Genomic DNA, 17,379 nt, shown 5'->3' on the forward strand with positions numbered 1-17,379 from the left:
TATGTTAACAAATTAATCACCCGCTGAGCCAGCAAAACTGCCGGCCGTGTCTATGACTCAGTACAAAGCAGCAAGGTTCCCGCCCGGCACGCGCCTTAGTGTACTATATGCTAAATTGCACTGTGATTTCTTAACTACCAACAGCATGACTACAGATTACGCCGCTTTAGCGCAGCAAATAAAACAATGGGCAAAAGAGCTTGGTTTCGCCCAACTGGGTATTACCGGCGTGTCTTTACCCGATGCCGAACGTCAGTTGCAAAAATGGCTTGCTGCCGGCTACCACGGTGAAATGGACTATATGGCCAGCCACGGTATGTTGCGAGCCAGGCCGGCCGAGTTGCTACCGGGCACCTTAAGGGTGTTAAGTGTGCGCATGGATTATCTGCCGCAAGGTGCCGGTTTTGCTACCAACCTGGCCGACCCGACACAAGCCTATATCAGCCGCTATGCGCTGGGCCGCGACTACCATAAATTAATCCGTAACCGGTTAAAACAACTGGGCGAGCGCATTAACCAACAGGTGGCCGAGCTGGGTTACCGGCCTTTTACTGATTCGGCACCCGTTATGGAACGGCCGTTGGCACAGCAAGCCGGGTTGGGCTGGGTTGGAAAACACAGTTTATTGCTCAACAACGAGGCCGGCTCGTGGTTTTTCCTGGGCGAGTTACTGGTTAATTTGCCGCTGCCCATCGATACGCCACACCCGGGCGATTGCGGCAGCTGTGTGGCCTGCATCACCAGTTGCCCCACCGGCGCTATTGTTGAGCCCTATGTCGTTGACGCCAGACGCTGCATTTCTTATCTTACCATTGAGCTTAAAGGTGCCATTCCCGAGCAGTTCAGGCCACTTATCGGCAACCGCATCTATGGCTGTGATGACTGCCAACTGGTGTGCCCGGAAAACCGCGCCGCACCGCTGAGCATTGAAGGTGACTTTCAGCGCCGACCACAATGGCAAAGTCAAAGTCTGCTCAGCTTGTTTGCCTGGCAGCAGCATGAATTTTTAAGCTATACCGAAGGCAGTGCCATCCGCCGCATCGGCTATGAACGCTGGCAGCGTAATATTGCCGTCGCTTTGGGTAATGCGCCTTATCAGGTTGAAATTATGCAGGCATTAACAACTAAACTTGATAGTGCCAGCGAGCTGGTAGCCGAACATATTCACTGGGCGTTAGCACAACAAAAACGCAAAAGCTGGCAGGCAGAATCATTATTGCCGCGCAGTACAGAGCGGCTGGTACGGATTATTCAAAAAGGCTTACCACGGGATGCATAACAACAGCGACTGCCTCACGCTGCGCCATTCGCTCGGCAGCCAGATGTAAAATTTGCTCACGCCGCAATACATCTGCAGTGTGCCACTCAATAATTTCCTGCACCAAACGGCCGCAGCCCAGGCAACAGTCTTGCTGATCCAAACAACAATTGCGCACACAAGGAGACTCAGACATAGCGGGCCGGCAGTGTGTTAAACATGCATTAACTATATCGCAGAAAACAAAAAACCGCACTGTGCTTACGCAAAGTACGGTTTCTTATCGAATTTGGAGCGAGTAACGAGGTTCGAACTCGTGACCTCGACCTTGGCAAGGTCGCGCTCTACCAGCTGAGCTATACTCGCATCAACTAACGTTGTTACGTCGTGATGGCGCGCATTTTACAAAATCAGTTAGCTTATGCAAGCACTTTATTGCGGTAATTTAAAAAAATGCTCGCGATAGGTCACTAATTCAGCAATCGACTCCCGAATATCGTCCAGCGCCAAATGACTGCCGGCTTTTTGTACTTTTTTCAGCACTTCAGGGTGCCAGCGCCGCGCCAGCTCTTTCACTGTACTGACATCTAAATTACGGTAATGAAAAAATGCTTCCAGCGTGGGCGCATATTCGGCAAGAAAACGCCGGTCCTGGCCGATACTGTTACCACACATCGGCGATTTACCGGCAGCTACGTAACGGCTTAAAAACGCTATGGTTTGCTGCTCAGCGTCAGCCAGGCTGACTGTGCTGGCACGGCAGCGTGCGGTTAAGCCGCTTTTACCGTGTTGCTCAACACACCAGGCGCTCATATTGTCCAGCACCTCGTCCGGTTGCTTAATAGCGAATACCGGCCCTTCTGCAAGGATATTCAGCTGGCTGTCAGTCACTATGGTGGCCATTTCCAGAATGACATCAGTTTTGGGCTCCAGCCCGGTCATTTCCAAATCCAGCCAAATCAAATTATTGTCATTTACGCTCATGAAAAACCCTTACGCAGCTTGCTGCTTTGTTCATTTACAGAATACAGGTATCATACACGCCCTAAGCTTAGCAGTAATAGCATCCTTTATATCAGAGCGATAAAAGCAGCAGTGACCAAGAAAAAACATCTTACCCAGCGCCAGCAACAGCGTATTGTCGATAACGCCGGCAAGCGGCTACGCGCGCCGAAAAACAAAGGTGTCGAATCGGTTGATGACACCAGCTTTGCTGCTGTTGAAACCGGGTTAATACTCAGCCGTTTCGGCCAGCATGCTGATGTTGAAGACAGCCAGGGCGCAGTAGTGCGCTGTAATATGCGCCGCTCCGTAGCTTCCCTGGTTACCGGCGATCGGGTGGTCTGGCGCCGTGCGCTGCACACCACCGGCGGCGTGGACGGTGTTATCGATGCGGTAGAAGAACGAAGCTCTGTACTGCTGCGGCCGGATTTCTATGACGGCTTAAAGCCGGTGGCGGCCAATATTGATTTAATGATTATCGTCTCTGCGGTATTGCCGGCCCTATCACTGAATATTATCGATCGTTACCTTGTGGCCGCTGAAATGACCGGCATTAAACCGCTATTGGTGATCAACAAGGTAGACTTACTCAGTGACACAGAGCTGGCAGACGTAGAGCAGCAGCTGGCACTGTACCAAAAGTTAGGCTATGACTTTTTAGCCGTCAGTGCCAAAAGCGGTATGGGTATGCAACAGCTGCTGGATTATTTACACAGCGGTACCAGTATCTTTGTCGGCCAATCCGGGGTGGGCAAATCCTCGTTGATGAATAACTTAATGCCCGGGCTGGAAGCCCATACGCAAGAAGTGTCCAGCAATTCAGGCCTTGGCCAGCACACTACTACAGTATCGCGCCTGTATCATTTGCCCGACGGCGGTGACTTAATTGACTCGCCGGGGATTCGCGAATTTGCGCTGTGGCATCTGACGCCGGAAGAAGTTACCCAAGGCTTTACTGAATTTACCCCCTGGCTCGGGCGCTGCAAGTTCCGCGATTGTAAACATATCTCAGACCCGGGCTGCGCCATTCAACATGCGGTTGAAAACGGCGACGTAAGCCGGGAGCGCTACGACAGTTATCTGAAAATCCTCGCCAGTATGGCGCAGGACAAACCAAATCACTTTTAACCTTTTACGAGACCACAATGGATAATTTAAAAATTACCCTGCAATACCTGATGCCCAAGCATTTAATTTCACGCCTGGTAGGCAAACTGGCGGCGGCAAAGCTGGGCTGGTTTACGCATTTTTTGATCAACCGCTTTATCAAAGCCTATGGCATTAATATGGCTGAGGCGCAGTTTGAACGGGCACAAGACTACGCCAGTTTTAATGAGTTTTTCACACGGCCGTTAAAAGACGGTATCCGCCCGCTGGCAACAGAGGCCGATATAGTGGCGCATCCGGTAGATGGTTGTATCAGTCAGCTTGGCCCTATAGTACAGGGCCAATTGGTGCAGGCAAAAAACCACAGTTACTCACTGCAAGCTTTATTGGGCGGCGATATTGCGGCCGCAGAGCCTTTTATCGGCGGCGACTTTGCCACTATTTATCTGGCACCGAAAGATTATCACCGTATTCATATGCCGGTTAGCGGCACCTTACGCCAGATGATTTATGTGCCGGGCGATTTATTCTCGGTAAACCCGTTAACTGCAGAAAATGTACCGGACTTATTTGCCCGCAACGAGCGCGTAGTCACTATCTTTGACACTGAACTGGGCCCAATGGCGCTGGTATTGGTAGGCGCCACTATTGTCGCCAGTATTGAAACCGTCTGGGCCGGTACTGTAACGCCGCCAGCGGGTAAAAATGTGTTTCGCTGGACTTACCCGGCACAGGGCAAAAATGCGATTACACTGGAAAAAGGCGCAGAAATGGGCCGCTTTAAATTAGGCTCAACTGTAGTGCTGGCTTTCGCGGCGGATAAACTGCAGTTTTTAGCCGACCAGCAGCCTGGCACAGTAACCCGCATGGGTGCGCCTTTTGCTGAAACTAATAGCTAAAGCTATTCTTCAACTACGGCGCTTCGAAAACGTGAATGCGCCGTATATTTTTTCTGCGACACGCCGTGAACCCATCCCTGGGGGCTCGATTCGGCCATCCTGGCCTGCAACGGTCGCCGAAAAAAATACTCTACATTCACTTCATCTGTTTAATATCCAGCCTTAGAACGGAGTAAACATGCAAATCATTGCTCATCGTGGTGCCAGTGGTGACTATCCGGAAAATACCCTGCTGGCCATTGATCAGGCCATAGCTCAGGGTGCCGACGCCATTGAAATAGACGTCTTCGCGGTACAGGGCGAACTTATTGTTATTCATGATCATCACTTAGCCCGCACTACCAATGGCAGTGGTAGCATTTATCAATACAGTGTCGCGCAGCTGATGCAGTTAGATGCCGGCCACGGCGAGCGCATTCCTACGCTGTGGCAGGTACTACAACGACTGCAACACACCACACTGTGGCTTAATATTGAGTTAAAGGGCGACAATACCGTAACGCCGCTGTTGGCCTTGCTGGATAAAGCACAGCAAGAGCTGCAATTTGACTGTCAGCGGCTGCTGATATCGTCTTTTAACCATCACCTGCTGGCAGAACTTAAACAGCACAGGCCAGAGCTAAAGCGGGGCGCACTTACCGCCAGCTTAGCCATCGACTACGCTGCTTTTGCGCAGCAACTGCAGGCGTATTCAGTCAATTGCGACGTCAGCTTTATTAATCAGGCTTTTGTTACCGATGCCAAAGCGCGTGGCTTACAAGTGTACGTGTATACCGTGGACCAGCCGGATGATATTGCTCGTATGCAGCAATACGGCGTTGACGGCATTTTCAGTAATTATCCGGCCAGAAGCCGGCAGCAGTTGGCAGAAAAGCCCTAACGCCAGAAAGCAAAAATCCCGCCGCAGCGGGATTTCTTATAAATTTTGATACTTAATGATCATGACAGCTCTTGCAGCTGTTGCACAACCGCATATTCATCACATGCGCCAACACCACCAAAGACGCGCCAACGATTAATACAGCGTGCTCATACTCGTGGCCCCACACATCGCGCTGCCAATAAATAAACACACCTAAAAACAATGAATAAAACGGATACAGCTTGCGGTGGTAACGGTGAAAACCAATAAACAAAGCAATAAAACCAAGCACTATGGTAACGAGCAACATCACGCGCTCAAAAGCATGATTATGGCCAACGCTGAGGCCCAGTAACGGCAGAACCGGCAAAATGATCGGCAGCATAATGCAGTGAATGGCGCAAAGCGACGTCACTGTAATACCTACTTTATCAAATACGCTTCTTACTGTTGCTAACACAATGCTCACTCTGACGGCTTAAATTAAGAAACGAGATAATATAACAAAACGTTTGCGAAAGAAACGGCCAGAGAGAAAAATACTGCGCTTGCACAGCTAACAAGCTAACTCTGCTGAAGCGGCGCCGGCCTTATGGCATAATAGCGCCACTTTTTTCAGCGCAGTCGTATTATGGATACCTTACTTAACCAACTTGATGACAATTTAAAAGAGCTGTACCGCAAAGCACTGGACGCAGATGCCCTGCTCGACAGCCTGCAACAACAGGGCCATGCCAAACATCAGCGTATTTTTGCCGACAACAAACTGTTTCAGGTATCAGCTAACCGCTTTATGCCTTATCTGGCAGAAACCGCTGAACAAGTCGCTGCAATGCGGCAAAGCCAACAATTTAATACCGCTACGCTGCAGAAGGTTGTGCAGCAATTAAAGCAGTTACACAGCACCCTGGGAGAGTTTCGCGCTGTTATAACCAAATAAAATAACGGTATTATTTTGGTCGCAAAATAATCTAACGCTGCCTGGCGCCTGCACTAGTCTAAAAAGATGATTGGAGGTGGTTATGTCAGCGATAAGTGTAAGCCCGCCGGTTGCAGTAAATCGCAGCGCTGCACAGCTTGGCCAACAGGTTGTTGCCGGCAGCAACAGTACTGATATCGCGCCCACACTGCTTAATGCATCAGCCCCTGCCACAAGCGGTAACAATGCCGCCGTTGTGGCTGAAAACAACAGCAATGAATCAATAAGAGTGTCCAGCAGTATCGGCCGTGCCGCTTCAGCCGGCCAGTTAAGCCGGCAGGAAGCGTTAGATATTTACCGCCAGATAGCCAGTTTGCTTTAAATTAGTTAGTGCTCACTTTGGGCAACGCTAAAGCATATTGCTCTACTTTCGGCAGAAGCTCCTTGTCAAACCAGGTGTTTAACATCTGCTTTTCGTAGCGGAACTCTTCGTTGTCACTGACAGAGCGTATTGAATGCATAAAGCCCATATCACGCAGCTTTTCTTCGTTGCTGATAACTTCTTCACCATGCTTATCGCGCAGCACATGGCTGAATTTAATCGCCGGCGAATAAATATCTTTAACGATACGTAAAGTATTACCGGCCCCACCGGCGAAGTAATCAATATCACCGGCCAAATCAATGTCGGTTACCGTAACCTGCCAGCTGTAGCCCTCCGGTAGCCTGGCCGCCATATCAGTAAAAAAGCCATCAAACTTTTTCATTATCCGCTCGCGATACGCCTTGCGGCTGTCATTTGCCGGACGGATATCGGTAAACTTTTCCGGCTCCTGCCATTGTACTTTTACTTCTGCAGCCTGTACGGCACCGGCAGCCAATGCAGCTATGCTGCAAGCTATTAGAATGTTTCGCATTGCGACCTCCTGAAACGTAACGTGGTTCCGCTGTAATAGCTAAAGTTAGAACAGGCTAAGACAGATAAGTTTATTGCTAAGCCTAACTATAGCGCCAAATGCGATGTAATAACTGTGTGGTTTTGTATAAATGTGTAGCCGTGCAGCGTAAAAAACAAAACCCCGGCACAAGGCCGGGGTTTTGCTGGAGCAAGATATGTGGCCTTATGCCATCACATCATGCCGCCCATACCACCCATGCCGCCCATATCAGGCATTGCAGGAGCATCGTTCTTCGGCAACTCAGTTACCATTGCTTCAGTGGTGATCATCAGCGAGCCAACAGAAGCCGCGAACTGCAGCGCAGAACGGGTTACTTTAGTTGGGTCAAGAATACCCATCTCCAGCATGTCGCCGTATTCACCGGTGGCCGCATTGTAGCCGTAGTTACCGCTGCCGGCTTTAACGTTGTTTACTACTACTGACGGCTCTTCACCGGCGTTATCAACGATTTGACGCAGCGGTGATTCCATCGCGCGCAGCGCAATTTTAATACCGTGGTTTTGATCTTCGTTAATACCGCGCAGGTCAACCAGCTTGGCAGCTACACGCACCAGGGCTACACCACCGCCAGGCACCACGCCTTCTTCTACCGCAGCACGGGTTGCGTGCAGGGCATCTTCAACGCGGGCTTTTTTCTCTTTCATTTCAATTTCAGTAGAAGCACCTACTTTGATAACCGCAACACCGCCAGCCAGTTTGGCCAAACGCTCTTGCAGTTTTTCTTTATCATAATCTGACGTGGCTTCTTCAATTTGCTGGCGAATTTGCTTCACACGGCCATCGATAGCACCTTGCTCGCCGGCACCGTCAATAATGGTGGTGTTATCTTTAGTGATAACCACACGCTTGGCAGTACCTAATTCTTCCAGACCGGCTTTTTCCAGTTCCATGCCGATTTCTTCAGAAATCACAGTACCACCGGCTAAGGTAGCAATGTCTTGCAGCATGGCTTTACGACGGTCGCCGAAGCCAGGCGCTTTAACCGCAGAGATTTTCACGATACCGCGCATATTGTTCACTACTAAGGTAGCTAAGGCTTCGCCTTCTACGTCTTCAGCAATGATCAATAAAGGCTTGCCGGATTTCGCTACGCCTTCCAGTACAGGTAACAGCTCACGAATGTTGGTGATTTTCTTGTCAACGGTCAGAATGTACGGGTTATCCAGTTCAACCTGGCCGGCTTCCTGATTGTTGATAAAGTACGGCGATAAGTAACCACGGTCGAACTGCATACCTTCAACCACGTCCAGCTCGTTGGCTAAACCCTGGCCTTCTTCAACAGTGATCACGCCTTCTTTGCCCACTTTATCCATGGCGCTGGCAATGATTTGGCCAATCTCGTCATCCGAGTTAGCAGAGATAGTACCTACCTGGGCAATGGCTTTGCTGTCGGCACAAGGCTGAGACAGTAATTTCAGCTCGGCAACTGCAGCGATAACCGCTTTGTCGATACCGCGCTTTAAATCCATCGGGTTCATACCGGCCGCAACCGCTTTAACACCTTCGTTGATGATGTTTTGCGCTAATACTGTTGCCGTGGTGGTACCGTCACCGGCTTCGTCATTGGCTTTAGAGGCAACCTCTTTCACCATTTGCGCGCCCATGTTTTCGAATTTATCTTCCAGCTCAATTTCTTTCGCTACCGATACACCGTCTTTAGTGATCATCGGTGCGCCGAACGATTTGTCCAGAATAACGTTACGGCCTTTCGGGCCTAAGGTTACGCGTACAGCGTTAGCCAGAATATTTACGCCTTTAAGCATTTTGTTACGGGCTTCATCGCCGAAACGTACGTCTTTTGCTGCCATTTTCTTGATCCTTTAATTCGGTTAATACGTTGAACAGTTCGGGTAAAGTTAGCCTAAGATCACACCTAAGATATTGTCTTCTTTGGTGATTACATATTCCTGGCCATCAACCTTTTCGGTGCGCTCTACATAGGCGCCGAACAGCACTTTATCGCCAACTTTAACGTCTAACGGTTTGATCTCACCGTTGTCTAACACGCGGCCATTGCCAACAGCGACCACTTCACCACGGCTTGATTTTTCCGCTGAAGCGCCGGTTAAGACGATGCCACCTGCTGATTTGCTTTCAGCTTCTAAACGTTTGATGATGACACGATCATGTAATGGACGAATATTCATGCTCTATCTCCTAAAGCTATTTTTGTGTTTTAACATGGGTGTTAAATTGTCTGGTCGGTATATGGGGCAGCCGGGAAAAAAACCCAAGGGCAAAATTAAAATTTCTTCATCTTGCCTTAAGATTTGCCGGCTAATTTTAGCGCGGTTGAAATAACACGGCTGTGCATCTGGTCTGTGCAAAAGTGTAAATGAACGCAGCCACTAAGCCGGGTTGCCACTATTACCGTACTATGTGCCGGGCTATTGCCGGACTGTTACGCTACAGCCAACACATGTTAGTCTGGCGGCATGACAACGCTGAGGCGTTTAAGAGGAAGTATAAGCTGATGTATAAAGTGTTTTTTCTGCCATTTTTACTCTGGTTCACCCTGCTGGCACTGCCGCCGGCGCAGGCACAACAAAATTCAGTGCTTAACAGCCTGCTGCAGGCTAATGATGAGTTTTTGCCGGTTGAACAAGCCTTTGTGTTTGACTTTGTGCAACAGCAGGATGAGTTACTGATTAGCTGGACCATTGCCGACGGCTATTATCTGTACAAAGATAAACTGAAATTTGGCGGCATTGCAGTCAGTTTTTCCCATCCCACTTACCCGGCAGCCATGACAATTGAAGATGAATTCTTCGGCGTCAGTGAAGTGTATTACCATCAGCTAACGCTTCGTATACCGCTGACCGACGTCAGCGAAGATGCGGTATTTAAGATTCAGTATATGGGCTGCGCCGAAGCCGGCTTATGCTACCCACCGGTAACCAAAGAGCTGCCGTTATCTACCCTGACTGCAGCAGACGCTGCCGCAGGCAACAGTGCAGGCAGCAGCGCCGATGGTCAAAGCAATACACCGGTATCAAGCCAAAACACCCTGGCGGCTAAACTGAGTGACGGCGCCGGATTAGCTACCCTGGCCGGCTTCTTTTTACTTGGTTTAGGTTTAGCGTTTACGCCCTGCGTGTTTCCGATGTACCCCATTTTAACCAGCATTATCGTCGGCCAGGGTAAGCAGTTATCCAATAAACGCGCCTTTACGCTGTCGTTCTCTTATGTGCAGGGTATGGCTATTACGTACTCGGCTTTAGGTTTAGTGGTAGCCAGTTTAGGCGTGCGCTTCCAGGGCTATATGCAGCACCCCTCAGTATTAATTGTCGCCAGTGTGATTTTCGTGCTGCTGGCGCTGGCAATGTTTGGGGTATTTAATCTCAGCCTGCCATCCGCCTGGCAGGAAAAAATCAGCAAAGTCAGTAATAACCAGCAAGGTGGCTCGCATAAAGGCGCCTTTACCATGGGCGCGCTGTCAGGCCTTATCGCCTCGCCCTGCACCACAGCACCGTTATCGGCTGCCTTGTTGTATGTGGCACAAAGCGGCGACTTACTGCTGGGCGCCGTAACGCTGTATATCTTAAGCCTGGGCATGGGGTTACCCTTATTGCTGCTGGGCAGCTCCGGCGGCAAATTGCTGCCCAAAGCCGGCAACTGGATGAACGCGGTAAAAACCGCCTTTGGCTTCCTGCTGCTGGCTGTGCCGTTAATTCTGCTGGAGCGGATGCTGCCGTTTGACTATGTGTTAGCAGCGGGCTCATTGCTACTGCTGTGTTTTGTTATTTACCTGTACCGCACTCTGTTTACTTTAAACAATGCCACGGCTAAAGCTGCAGTGCTGATTATCGGCCAGGTACTGCTAATTGGCGCCGTTATGCTAAATGTACGATACTGGTGGCCTGCCCCGGCCGCAATTGGCGCGGTAGTTAACGCCAACCAACAGCAAGGCTTTGAGCTGGTGGGCTCGCTGGAGGAATTACAGCAGAAGATTGCCGCCAGCGGCGAGCGCTTTACCCTGGTCGACTTATATGCGGATTGGTGCATTGCCTGTAAAGAGTTTGAACACCTAACCTTCCCTAAAGCCGAAGTGCAGGCGCAGATGCAAAATATGCAGCTGATTAAAGTCGATGTTACTAAGATGACGCGTAAAGACCAGGCACTACTGGATAACTACCAGGTATTGGGCCTGCCCACTCTGCTGTTTTTCAGCCCGCAAGGTGAAGAGCTCAGCAGTGCCCGGGTTACCGGTTTTATGAACGCTACCGACTTCGCCGCCCACCTGCAACAACTGCAACAGTAACTTTGTGGCGGCGCTTTCTTCCGGCGCCGCCTACTGCCACCTGCCTCCCGGCTGATAAGACCAGTATTTTGCTGCGATTTGTCACGATTTCACTATAATAAGTCGCTATTGTTAAGCTAACGGCTCTGCGTACGACAGAATTTTGTCAAACAGATGCAATTCGCACTTAGCTTTGGCAAGATAGTGCCGGATCAAAACAATTAGCGGGAATAACGCACAAATGGCGGCAACTTATCGAATTTTAGTGTTGAACGGCCCTAACCTGAATATGTTGGGCGTGCGTGAACCGGCGGTATATGGTTCAGCCACTCTGCAACAGATTATTACCGACCTGACGGAACAGGCAGCGGCGAAAAGTGTCGAACTGACACATTTACAATCGAACGCCGAACACGACCTGGTGACTGCCATTCAACAAAGCCTCGGCCAACAGGATTATATCCTGATTAACCCCGGTGCTTTTACTCATACCAGCGTGGCGATTCGTGATGCGCTGCTGGCAGTAGCCATACCTTTTATTGAAGTACATTTATCTAATGTACATGCCCGCGAAGCATTCCGCCGGCACTCGTATTTATCTGATATCGCCAAAGGGGTGATCTGTGGTCTGGGGGCCAAAGGTTATCACTACGCACTTGATGCGGCGGTAGCAGCGTTACAAACAACCAAACAGTAATAACTAAATCAGGCTAAGAAGACATGGATATTAGAAAGATTAAAAAATTGATCGAGCTGTTAGAAGAATCTGGTATTAACGAGCTTGAGATCACCGAAGGCGAAGAGTCAGTGCGCATCAGCCGTAACGGCCCGACACCGCAATATGCGCCTATGCAGCAATACGCTCCGGCGCCACAGCAATATGCGCCGGCACCGGCCGCTGCGCCTGCCGCAGCACCGGCAGCTGCTGCCCCGGCCGCTGTCAGCGGTCATGTGGTTAAATCACCTATGGTAGGTTCCTTCTACCGCGCCGCCTCACCTACTGCGAAGAACTTCGTTGAAGTGGGCCAAAGCGTCAAAGTAGGCGATACGCTGTGTATTGTTGAAGCGATGAAAATGATGAACCAGATCCAGTCTGACAAGGCCGGTGTGATCAAAGAAATTCTGGTAGAAAACGGCGAGCCGGTTGAATTTGACCAGCCACTCTTTGTGATTGAATAACGCAAAAGGCAGACTGATGCTAGAAAAAGTACTGATTGCCAACCGCGGCGAAATTGCACTGCGCATACTGCGTGCATGTAAAGAACTGGGTATTAAAACGGTGGCTGTGCACTCCACGGTAGACCGTAATTTAAAGCATGTGCTGCTGGCCGACGAAACCATTTGTATTGGCCCGGCGCCCTCACCACAAAGCTATTTAAATATTCCGGCGTTAATTGCCGCCGCTGAAGTGACTAACGCTCAGGCGATTCACCCGGGCTACGGCTTTTTAGCTGAGCGCGCTGACTTTGCCCAACAGGTAGAAGAAAGCGGCCTGGTGTTTATCGGCCCGCATCCGGATTCTATCCGCTTAATGGGCGATAAAGTATCAGCCATTGAAGCGATGAAAAAAGCCGGTGTACCTTGTGTGCCGGGCTCCGACGGCGCAGTAGGTGACGATGCAGCCACCAACAAAATCATTGCTAAACGTATCGGTTATCCGATTATCGTTAAAGCCGCCGGCGGCGGCGGTGGCCGTGGTATGCGCGTGGTTCGTAGCGAAGAAGAGCTGGTTAGCTCTATCGAAATGACCAAAGCTGAAGCAAAAGCCGCTTTTGGTAATGACATGGTGTACATGGAGAAATTCCTGGAAAACCCGCGTCATATCGAAATTCAGGTATTAGCCGATGGCCAGGGCAATGCCATTCACTTAGGTGAGCGTGACTGTTCTATGCAGCGCCGCCACCAGAAAGTGGTAGAAGAAGCACCGGCACCGGGTATTACACCCGAGCTGCGCGCCTTTATCGGCGGCCGCTGTGTTGATGCCTGTAAGGTGATGAATTATCGCGGCGCCGGTACCTTCGAATTCTTGTTTGAAAACGGCGAGTTCTTCTTTATTGAGATGAACACCCGGATTCAGGTAGAACACCCGGTAACCGAAATGATCAGCGGTGTCGACCTGATTAAAGAGCAGCTGCGTATTGCCTCCGGCATGCCGCTGACCCTGAAGCAGGAAGATATCATTATTCGCGGCCATGCCGTGGAATGCCGTATTAACGCTGAAGATCCGAAAACCTTTATGCCATCGCCGGGTAAAATTACCCGCTTTCACCCTGCCGGGGGCAATGGTATTCGCTGGGATTCGCACATCTATGCTGAGTACACCGTGCCGCCAAACTACGATTCGATGGTGGGCAAGCTGATTACTTACGGCGAAACCCGTGATATTGCTATCGCCCGGATGCGTAACGCGCTGGACGAATTGCTGGTAGAAGGCATTAAAACCAACATCCCGCTGCATAAAGACATTATGCGCGATGAAGGCTTCTGCAAAGGCGGCACCAATATCCACTATCTGGAACATAAGCTGGGTATTAAATAATCCGCTAAGCGTTTGGTTCTGTTATGTAAAAAACCGCCGGTAACGGCGGTTTTCTTTTGCTTTAGATATCAGCAACTTTGAAATTCCCCGGCCATTTCGCTGTGACAAAAAGGTTAACCTGCACTACTGTTAAGCGGCTTAAGCTTGTTATTGTCAGGGAGGATCTATGACTGAAACACTCCGTCGCTGGTGCATGCCTTGCCTGCTGAGCCTGGCCTTATTAAACCTTAGCCTGGTGGCATCTGCCGAACCCATGGCGGCACCGGGAGATAAAACCAAAGCGGTACAGTTAAAACTGACTGAAGTGAGCGGTAAACCCGGCCGCTGGCATAAAAAGGCGCTGACACTATCCGCCGATACAGAACAACGCTTTTTTGTGCGCGGCTTAAACCCGGCTGCGCCATTGTCTGTGCAGTTAATCGCTGAAGATACCAACCTGCCCGCCAACATCTCTCTGCACCGCTTAAGCTGGATCAATGCCGAATATCAGGCTGCACTACAGCAAGGTTTATTCCGCTTTGATGGCCGCGCTTACGGCGATGTTGGTATTCGCATCAAACCGCAAGCCAACGGCAGCACTAAAGCCACATTGCTGTTGTGGCAAGGCGAACCGGTGGTAAAACCACTGGTTAGTTTTTACACGCCACCGGATAGCACGGCGACCAGCAGCACAAAGCCGGCCGACAACAAACAAGGCGGCACACCGTGGTGGTATATCGCTATTGTGGTGCTGTTACTGGTTATTGTGGTGCTGCTGCTAAAACTACTGCGTAAACCTGCCGCTTCAGCTGCCGTGCTCGCCATCAGCCTTGTCATCACAGGCTTGTTGCCTGCCCCACCGCTAAGCGCGCAGGATAAAGACGACAAGCCACCGGTTGAACAAGCAGAGCCGGTTCCCAACAATCCTTTTGATATCCCCAAAGACGCTAAACCGGCAGATGTTACTGTAGATAAAAACAAAGACGCCAGCGCCGGTAGCAGAGCTGATAAAGATAAAGACCAGGACAAAGATACACAGCAAACCGGCAACGATAAGGACAAGCCGGAGCCGGGTGACACTACCCCACCTGGCTCAGAAAGCAGCTATCAGCAACGCATTGCCGCTGCAGAACAGCACGTAGAGGCGCTGTCAGCACAAGTCAGTGCTAACCGTGCTGAGCTGGAGCGGCTGCGTCTGCTGCTGGAGCAAGATCGTGACAATGAGCCGGATGCAGCTAACTTACCGGCGCTGCCGCTAAGCTGCAAGCCGCCGCAAATAGAAGGTGACGGCATTGTCCGCGATGGCGATGCACAGTGGCAAAACTTCGAGCGCTGTCAGCAATGTTACGCCCAACCGCTGGCCGATTTGGAGAATCACTTGCTGGTGTATGAAAAACTACGGGTAATTTACCGCAGCACCAAAGACTATGTTAGTAATGCCATTACCCTGGGTGATAAAGTGCCCAAGCCGCATACGCTGTTGGAAAATGCCTGGGCCGGGCAAAAATACGCGATAAACCAGTCATTTGAAAAAACCAAACAAGCCTATGACACCAAACTGCCCGAGCTAAACACTACGCTCAGTGACATTTTGGATCGGGTGGGCCAGTGCGAAACCGACTTTAACAATAACCCTATGTGGCGCCAGACTGCCGGTATCTTTTTCTACAATACTATGGCCACCAGCTATAAAAGGAGCGACTAATGCCTCTGCGATTTTATTTAGTGTTACTCCTGCTTAGCGTTTCCGCTGCTGCACAACAGCCAGACCAGTCTGCGCCGGCTAAGCCTCATCCGCTAAAAGCCAATACACAACGCCTGCTGGAGATTACACCGGGCGCTAAGCAGGCGCTGGAACTGGCAGCAGAGGGCGATATAACACCGCTGACCACGGCAGAGCTGGAGCAACTGATTACCGACGCCGGTGGCAGCCTGACTAAACATGGCCGCAACTTTGCGAACGAGCTGGAGCAAGCCGGCGCCACTGCACAATTCAGCGCCGAAGAAGTGGCACAAATGGTGGCACAAACCAACAAAGGTAAGGTGAATGCCACTCATATTCGCAAAATACTGGAGCAACGTGAAGCAGAGCAACAACCCAGTGTAGTCGGTGGGCGGCAAAGCGATGATTGCCCGGGCCTGGTGTATGGCGCCGGTAAACGTGAAATTTGCCTGCCACTGGCAGAGCTGTCGTTTGCCGACCGCGTCGTGTCTTTTACCGCGGGTGAAAAGCCGTCGAAAATCCCGTTTAACAATCCGGATAAGGCACTGGGTGAGCCGGATTATCGCAGCACCAAAAGCCCCGACTTTATTTCTATCGGTTGCAACGGCGAGTTAATCACTCAGTTTACCGACAATGTGCTGGTAGACGTTGCCGGGCCGGATTTATACATTTTTGAAGTCGGTCCCTTTGTCGAAAAAACCGAACTGGCTATCTCACAGGATGGCAGTAATTGGCTGGAAGTAGGCGTGATTGAAGGTGCCCGCTCTGATGTTGATATTAATGGCCTGGTCGCAGCCGGTGAGCACTATAACTATGTCCGGCTGCGTAACGCCGGCACAAGCTGTGGCGGCATGCACAGCGGTGCCGACATTGATGCCATTGCCGCTGTCGGCGCAGAGATCCGCCTGTCGCTGGACAGCGCCCTGCTGTTTGATATAGGCCAATACCAGTTAAAACCTGAGGCACAAGCTGCGCTGGAAGAGCTATTGGAGAAAGTAGCGGCCTATGGCCCGGATATCCGCGTCACCGTTGAAGGCCATACCGACAGCACCGGCTCAGACAGCGATAACAAGCTATTGTCTGAACAACGGGCTAAAGCCGTGTGGCAATATCTGGCACCAGGACTGAAGCTGCCGGCTGCGCAAGTCAGTATCAAAGGTTATGGCGAAAGCAGGCCGGTAGCCAGCAATGATGATGAGGCGGGCCGCGCCCTAAACCGTCGGGTAGATTTACTGATCAAACCGGGCAGCCGGTTAAAACGCTGACAGGAGACAACTATGCTATTGCGCGCCCTAATAATCAGCACAGTAATCAACACAGCGCTACTGTGTATGTCTCTGCCAATACTGGCCGGGCAGCCAGCTGGCTTTAATTGGGATAATTGGGCCCGGGCACTGAACGAATCACCGTGTAACTGGTTCAGTGACGGGCAGTGGCAGCAACTGCTGGGCACAGATCGCCATGCTACTGCCAGTACCAGCAATAGCGCAACCAGTTGTAAATTCAGCAATAGCGCGCAAACGCCCTTGCTAACTATCAGTATTCGCAGCCAGGCAAATGCCACGGCAATCAATGCTGAGCGTGACGCTATGCTGCAACAGATCAGCCAGTATGGCAGTGGCCGCTTTGAACAGTTGCCGACCAGCCAACAAGCCGTTAGCGCCATTTTACGTAAAGACAAACTGCAGCTGTTTATCTTTGCCAACAACAATAACGAAACTGCTTTTATCCTGCTCAGCGCTCATCCGGTGCGCACTGAGAGCCCGCAGCAAAAAGCGCAACGTAAAACCCGCCTACTGCACGTGGCTGAGGCGATATTTAGCCAGTTTCAGTTTTAATCCTGGTGGCAGCAAGCTGCGAAACGCCGGGTTTTCAGGTAGAATGCCGGCTCT

Annotated in this window: 19 protein-coding genes and 1 tRNA gene; 13 read left to right on the forward strand and 7 right to left on the reverse strand. The window is 50.8% G+C overall.

Annotated features, from left to right (window positions below; all coding sequences use genetic code 11):
* Positions 1–145 precede the first annotated feature (145 nt).
* Positions 146–1,279: a tRNA epoxyqueuosine(34) reductase QueG gene (queG, locus tag Q8O77_RS16485; protein WP_305556714.1), complete on the forward strand. Its 1,134-nt coding sequence runs from the start codon at positions 146–148 to the stop codon at positions 1,277–1,279.
* Here queG and Q8O77_RS16490 read toward each other — a convergent pair.
* The 3 genes from Q8O77_RS16490 to orn all read right to left on the reverse strand — a co-directional run bounded on the left by Q8O77_RS16490 (position 1,248) and on the right by orn (position 2,242).
* Complete coding sequence (locus Q8O77_RS16490; protein ID WP_305555748.1) at positions 1,248–1,454, reverse strand: DUF1289 domain-containing protein; 207 nt, start codon at positions 1,452–1,454, stop codon at positions 1,248–1,250. The two genes, queG and Q8O77_RS16490, sit on opposite strands and share 32 nt — an antisense overlap.
* 94 nt (positions 1,455–1,548) lie before the next feature.
* Positions 1,549–1,624, reverse strand: a tRNA-Gly gene (locus Q8O77_RS16495).
* A gap of 66 nt (positions 1,625–1,690) precedes the next feature.
* The gene (orn, locus tag Q8O77_RS16500) at positions 1,691–2,242 is read right to left on the reverse strand and encodes an oligoribonuclease (RefSeq protein ID WP_305555750.1); all 552 of its coding nucleotides are present in this window, start codon (positions 2,240–2,242) and stop codon (positions 1,691–1,693) included.
* Positions 2,243–2,353: 111 nt separating this feature from the next.
* Between orn and rsgA the strand changes: the two genes are divergently transcribed.
* The 3 genes from rsgA (at position 2,354) to Q8O77_RS16515 (ending at position 5,146) form a co-directional block, all read left to right on the forward strand.
* Positions 2,354–3,388 carry a small ribosomal subunit biogenesis GTPase RsgA gene (rsgA, locus tag Q8O77_RS16505; protein WP_305555752.1) on the forward strand — a complete coding sequence of 345 codons (1,035 nt, stop codon included), beginning with the start codon at positions 2,354–2,356 and terminating at the stop codon, positions 3,386–3,388.
* Positions 3,389–3,405: 17 nt separating this feature from the next.
* Positions 3,406–4,266, forward strand: a complete 861-nt coding sequence (gene asd, locus Q8O77_RS16510; RefSeq protein WP_305555754.1) for an archaetidylserine decarboxylase — start codon at positions 3,406–3,408, stop codon at positions 4,264–4,266.
* Positions 4,267–4,444: 178 nt separating this feature from the next.
* Positions 4,445–5,146, forward strand: coding sequence for a glycerophosphodiester phosphodiesterase family protein (locus Q8O77_RS16515; protein WP_305555757.1), 702 nt, complete (start codon positions 4,445–4,447; stop codon positions 5,144–5,146).
* A gap of 52 nt (positions 5,147–5,198) precedes the next feature.
* On the opposite strand, the gene Q8O77_RS16520 is transcribed toward Q8O77_RS16515, so the two are convergent.
* Positions 5,199–5,597 (reverse strand): MerC domain-containing protein, encoded by a 399-nt coding sequence (locus Q8O77_RS16520; RefSeq protein WP_305555760.1) that lies wholly within the window; start codon positions 5,595–5,597, stop codon positions 5,199–5,201.
* A gap of 162 nt (positions 5,598–5,759) precedes the next feature.
* On the opposite strand from Q8O77_RS16520, the gene Q8O77_RS16525 reads away from it, so the two are divergent.
* The gene (locus Q8O77_RS16525; protein ID WP_305555763.1) at positions 5,760–6,068 is read left to right on the forward strand and encodes a primosomal replication protein PriC; all 309 of its coding nucleotides are present in this window, start codon (positions 5,760–5,762) and stop codon (positions 6,066–6,068) included.
* Positions 6,069–6,150: 82 nt separating this feature from the next.
* Positions 6,151–6,429: a hypothetical protein gene (locus Q8O77_RS16530; protein WP_305555766.1), complete on the forward strand. Its 279-nt coding sequence runs from the start codon at positions 6,151–6,153 to the stop codon at positions 6,427–6,429.
* Between the two features lies 1 nt (position 6,430).
* Here Q8O77_RS16530 and Q8O77_RS16535 read toward each other — a convergent pair whose 3' ends face one another.
* From Q8O77_RS16535 to Q8O77_RS16545, 3 genes are all read right to left on the reverse strand, one after another.
* Positions 6,431–6,964: a DUF3016 domain-containing protein gene (locus tag Q8O77_RS16535; RefSeq protein WP_305555769.1), complete on the reverse strand. Its 534-nt coding sequence runs from the start codon at positions 6,962–6,964 to the stop codon at positions 6,431–6,433.
* 212 nt (positions 6,965–7,176) lie between these two features.
* Entirely contained in the window at positions 7,177–8,814 is a 1,638-nt protein-coding gene (gene groL / locus Q8O77_RS16540) for a chaperonin GroEL (protein ID WP_305555771.1), read from the reverse strand.
* 48 nt (positions 8,815–8,862) lie between these two features.
* On the reverse strand, positions 8,863–9,153 hold the full coding sequence (locus Q8O77_RS16545) for a co-chaperone GroES (RefSeq protein ID WP_305555774.1): 291 nt from the start codon (positions 9,151–9,153) through the stop codon (positions 8,863–8,865).
* A 188-nt stretch (positions 9,154–9,341) separates the two neighbouring features.
* Between Q8O77_RS16545 and Q8O77_RS16550 the strand changes: the two genes are divergently transcribed.
* The 7 genes from Q8O77_RS16550 (at position 9,342) to Q8O77_RS16580 (ending at position 17,325) form a co-directional block, all read left to right on the forward strand.
* A complete protein-coding gene (locus Q8O77_RS16550) occupies positions 9,342–11,267 on the forward strand; it encodes a protein-disulfide reductase DsbD (protein ID WP_305555777.1) in 1,926 nt (641 codons plus the stop codon).
* Between the two features lie 220 nt (positions 11,268–11,487).
* On the forward strand, positions 11,488–11,943 hold the full coding sequence (gene aroQ / locus Q8O77_RS16555) for a type II 3-dehydroquinate dehydratase (protein WP_305555780.1): 456 nt from the start codon (positions 11,488–11,490) through the stop codon (positions 11,941–11,943).
* A 23-nt stretch (positions 11,944–11,966) separates the two neighbouring features.
* Entirely contained in the window at positions 11,967–12,425 is a 459-nt protein-coding gene (accB, locus tag Q8O77_RS16560; protein WP_305555783.1) for an acetyl-CoA carboxylase biotin carboxyl carrier protein, read from the forward strand.
* 16 nt (positions 12,426–12,441) lie between these two features.
* Positions 12,442–13,785 carry an acetyl-CoA carboxylase biotin carboxylase subunit gene (accC, locus tag Q8O77_RS16565; protein WP_305555786.1) on the forward strand — a complete coding sequence of 448 codons (1,344 nt, stop codon included), beginning with the start codon at positions 12,442–12,444 and terminating at the stop codon, positions 13,783–13,785.
* A gap of 166 nt (positions 13,786–13,951) precedes the next feature.
* Complete coding sequence (locus Q8O77_RS16570) at positions 13,952–15,469, forward strand: hypothetical protein (protein WP_305555789.1); 1,518 nt, start codon at positions 13,952–13,954, stop codon at positions 15,467–15,469.
* Entirely contained in the window at positions 15,469–16,752 is a 1,284-nt protein-coding gene (locus Q8O77_RS16575; RefSeq protein WP_305555792.1) for an OmpA family protein, read from the forward strand. The genes Q8O77_RS16570 and Q8O77_RS16575 overlap by 1 nt, the downstream gene beginning before the upstream one ends.
* A gap of 66 nt (positions 16,753–16,818) precedes the next feature.
* A complete protein-coding gene (locus Q8O77_RS16580; RefSeq protein ID WP_305555795.1) occupies positions 16,819–17,325 on the forward strand; it encodes a hypothetical protein in 507 nt (168 codons plus the stop codon).
* Positions 17,326–17,379: the final 54 nt, after the last annotated feature.

The organism is Rheinheimera sp., from assembly GCF_030690345.1.
Classification (GTDB): domain Bacteria; phylum Pseudomonadota; class Gammaproteobacteria; order Enterobacterales; family Alteromonadaceae; genus Alishewanella.